The sequence below is a fragment of the Blastomonas sp. genome (assembly GCF_041747255.1).
Classification (GTDB): domain Bacteria; phylum Pseudomonadota; class Alphaproteobacteria; order Sphingomonadales; family Sphingomonadaceae; genus Blastomonas.
The window spans coordinates 1-3,581 of record NZ_JBGTFM010000469.1; the positions used below are offsets into that span (position 1 = coordinate 1).

Annotated in this window: 3 protein-coding genes; 2 read left to right on the forward strand and 1 reads right to left on the reverse strand. The window is 56.6% G+C overall.

The annotated features are described in order from the left end of the window. Positions 1–664: 664 nt before the first annotated feature. Together ACEW8G_RS15505 and ACEW8G_RS15510 are read left to right on the forward strand one after the other, a co-directional pair. Complete coding sequence (locus ACEW8G_RS15505) at positions 665–1,648, forward strand: hypothetical protein (RefSeq protein ID WP_373489297.1); 984 nt, start codon at positions 665–667, stop codon at positions 1,646–1,648. Positions 1,649–1,724: 76 nt separating this feature from the next. Further along, a complete protein-coding gene (locus ACEW8G_RS15510; RefSeq protein WP_373489298.1) occupies positions 1,725–2,207 on the forward strand; it encodes a GIY-YIG nuclease family protein in 483 nt (160 codons plus the stop codon). 76 nt (positions 2,208–2,283) lie between these two features. Here ACEW8G_RS15510 and ACEW8G_RS15515 read toward each other — a convergent pair. Beyond that, positions 2,284–3,581: ATP-dependent RecD-like DNA helicase (locus ACEW8G_RS15515; RefSeq protein ID WP_373489299.1), on the reverse strand; the 1,298-nt coding region annotated here is incomplete at its 5' end.

Sequence of the window (3,581 nt, forward strand, 5' to 3'; positions counted from 1 at the left end):
AATTGACGAGTTTATTTCTATATAATTCAATATTATAAATCATCCATGACCCAACCAAGGCCCCCAATAAGGCCCCAATTCGAGTAGCCTACCTTTTGCCTGTGCCTGTCGCATCTGGCTTCATTTTCCGGTACGCATGATAGCATGCAACAGGAAACATTCATTCGCACACGCGCCCGTGAACTGGCGACGACCGGTCAATATCGCGGCTGGCGGTCCATAGAGATTACTTTGCGGGCGGACGGGTATCCTAAAGCGCGGTCCGTCTTGGATGACCACTTTTTCCGCCGCGAGTTAAATGCCCTTTGCCAAGGCCAGCACCCCTTTGATGCCTGATATACCAATGACGATTCGAAAGAATATCACAAACGACATTTTGAGGGAAATGATGGGCAGTTTTGTTATAGGATTCATCGGGCTAGGCATCTTTGGATGGTCTGGCTCTTTTCAACCTGAGCACAAGCGTCCTCCTATATTTCAGGGTAGTATTGGGACCATACTATCTTGGATCGTCATGCTGATTGGATTGTATCTCGTTTATCGGGGGTGGATTCGGCCTTGGCTTTAAGCCGATGCGCTGTCTAAAACTCTCTGGATACTTAACAAAGTCTTTCCTGATGAGACTTAGCAAGTGAACTGTTTCTAGAATAGGCAAGGGGAAGGAATGATGGGATTTATCCAACGACTTTTTGGGTCAAAGCCATCCCCGTCTCCATCCGCCTCGGTGCGAAATGAGCCTCAGACGATTGAGGAGGTTCAGGCAAAAACACTTTTGGGATTCTTGATCCCTCAATTGCAACTCCTCGGCTTCGAGTTAGAGGAGGTGCCTACCACCGGAAAATATGTATCCAAGCGTTCACGCGGCTACATTTACGGCTTAGCAGCAGCGATTCTGGGAGCGACCTCGCAAAAAATAAACAGTGGGATGGTCGATGACATAATGCACACCGCCTTCACACTGGTGTGGGGCAGGGAAAACGCGCAGCGTCTTTTCGATATGACATTAGCGGAGTGCGCGGCACGCAATGGCGATACGCTAGCGGGATCATACCGAGCTGAAGCGGATGTTGGTGAGGTCTTTCAGGAGAAGCCCCATGCCGCTGTCATGGGCCTCTGGCTCCTAAACAATGGGCTGAACAACCCGGAGGTTATCATGCCTCCAATCGAAAACCCTCGCCCTCTACCGCCGAGCAATTCTGACCCTGTCGAAACGTCAATTGATGATCTTGCATCCCGATTGGATGAACCGAAAATCACGCTTCTATGCGATTGTTTCGGACAAATTATGATGCCTCAGCTCGAACAATTGGGCATCCAGCCGGGCGGCATTGAGCATTCAAGCTTGGCTGGCAGCGCGCAAGCGTGCGGTTACGTGCAAGGGTTATGTGCAGCCATAGCTGATGCATCGGGATTTCAACCTAACGATGAATATGGCGTAGTACTTGGGATTTGGGCTTTTGATGAGATGTATGGGAACATTGGCCAGGTTCTTCATAGAAAGACGATGAAGGCCATTGTAGATCAGGATATGAGCGCAATACATGGCGTTCTTTTGGCACGAGAGGATATGTCTGCACTCTCGGAAAAGCGCCCTGATTACAAAGCATCCGGTTTCAGGCAGATCGCCAGTGGCTCTCTGTTCAAGTGATAAATAAAAGCTTTTGTGCTGCGAGCCATTCTCTTCTACACATTTGCTGTCAGACCACGCCGTGTTGAGCTCGCCAATGGAATTTACCCGCCCCGAACTTGAAGCAGCCGGATTCGTCGGCTGGGTTCCGCTCTCGACAATCAGGACGAGCGCCTGCCCGTCATCCAACGGCGTCTACATGATTACTTACAGCGGCGGCAGTCCGATCAATTTCGAGGATCGGAGTTGTGGCGGTTGGTTCAAGGGTAAAGACCCAACCGTTTCGCGCGATGCGCTGCTCGCTAACTGGCTTGAGGGTGTTGAGGTCGTCTATATCGGTAAGGCTGACCAGCTAAGGCGCCGCCTTACGCAGTTCGCGGACTTCGGCGCGGGCAAGCCGGTAGGACATTGGGGCGGTCGCTTAATTTGGCAGCTTCCGAACGTTGACGCGCTGCGCGTCGCTTGGAAAGAGACGCCGGGGCAGGTTCCCGTTAAGGTAGAGTCAGAACTAATCGCCGCTTTCCGGCAAGCTCACGGCAAGCCGCCGGTCGCCAACGACCCGCACCGGCTTGGTGCCTAATCGTGGATCTGACTATGTTTCAAGGCGCGGGTTGACGAAACACGGGGCTGCGCGAACGGCAGCGCCACATAAGACTTCACCGGAGTCCGGCTCCCGCCGTCTTGTCGGCTGCTGGCGTCGGCATGACAGCCTGAGCAATGGCGGTTTGCACCTGTCCGGCTCGTTCGCTGATCGCGGATACCAGCTTGGCCCGGTCATTGGTGTAGATCGCCACCGACTCCTTGGCGCGTGACACGCCGACATAAAATGATTTCTGATCGATCAGATTGGTCGCGCGGCTGTCGGCATGGATCATGACATGATCGGCGGTGCGGCCTTGGGCGGCGAAGGCGGTTTCGACATAGGCATGGGCAATGTGCTGGTCGCGGGCGGCGTCAAGGCTCAAGGTCTGGGTCCGGCCTTTGGGCAGGCTGACGGTGGCTATGCGGGCCTGCGCGTCAATCGCGGTGACTTCACCGCGAGCACCATTGATCCGCCCCGCTTCCCGGTCGTTGCGGGTAAACCGGATGCTGTCGCCGGTCCTGAGTTCGAGCGATTGCGGCGAAAACGTCTGACTGTTGCCCGAACCCCATTGCCGCAAACGCCAATCCACCTCGCGCCCGTCTTCCGATTTCAGGGTGATCGCGGCTTTGGCCGGGTCAATGCGCTCGACGCGGTATGCTTCCCCGCGCGCGACGCCCTTGTCGGCATAATCACGGGTGAATCGGATAACATCGCCCTTGTCATAGCTCATCGGATCACGGGCCTCGGCGCGGGTCAGCCCCTTGTTGGCAAGGCTCTGCATGGTCACGGCGGAGCCGGAAAGCGCGCCGGATTTGGCAAGCACGGCCCGAATGTCGGCGGTGAGTGTATCGCGCCCTTCGCGTGATGGCTCGATGACAAGGGTTCGGGCGCGGCTGGCCTTGTCCAGCTTGGCATATTGCTCGGCGATGGCGGCAAAGCGTTCGGCACGGTCGGCATTCTCGACGATCCTGCCGCCACCGTGATCCAGCGCGGCCAGCGCCTTTCGGGCATCGCCCTCAATGGACGCCAGAACCGCTTCCTTGGTCGCCGTATTGGTCTGGCGGACGATCTCGCCCAGCTTCGCGGTTTCCATACCAGCGCCCTGCAACTGCGCAAAACCCGCGCCGGCCTCGACCGATCCAAGCTGCTTCACGTCGCCGACAAGGATGACACGGGCATTGTTCTTTGCCGCCAGGTCGAACAGTCTGGCGGTATCGCGGGCCGACAACAAAGATGCCTCATCCACGATCCATGCGGCGGGCTGGCCCTGATGGGGCCGCTCGGGGGACAGCAAATGCCGGGCGACGGTATCGCTGCGCGCGCCCAGCGCTTCGCCCAGCACCATCGCCGCCGATGCGGTGGGTGCAAGGG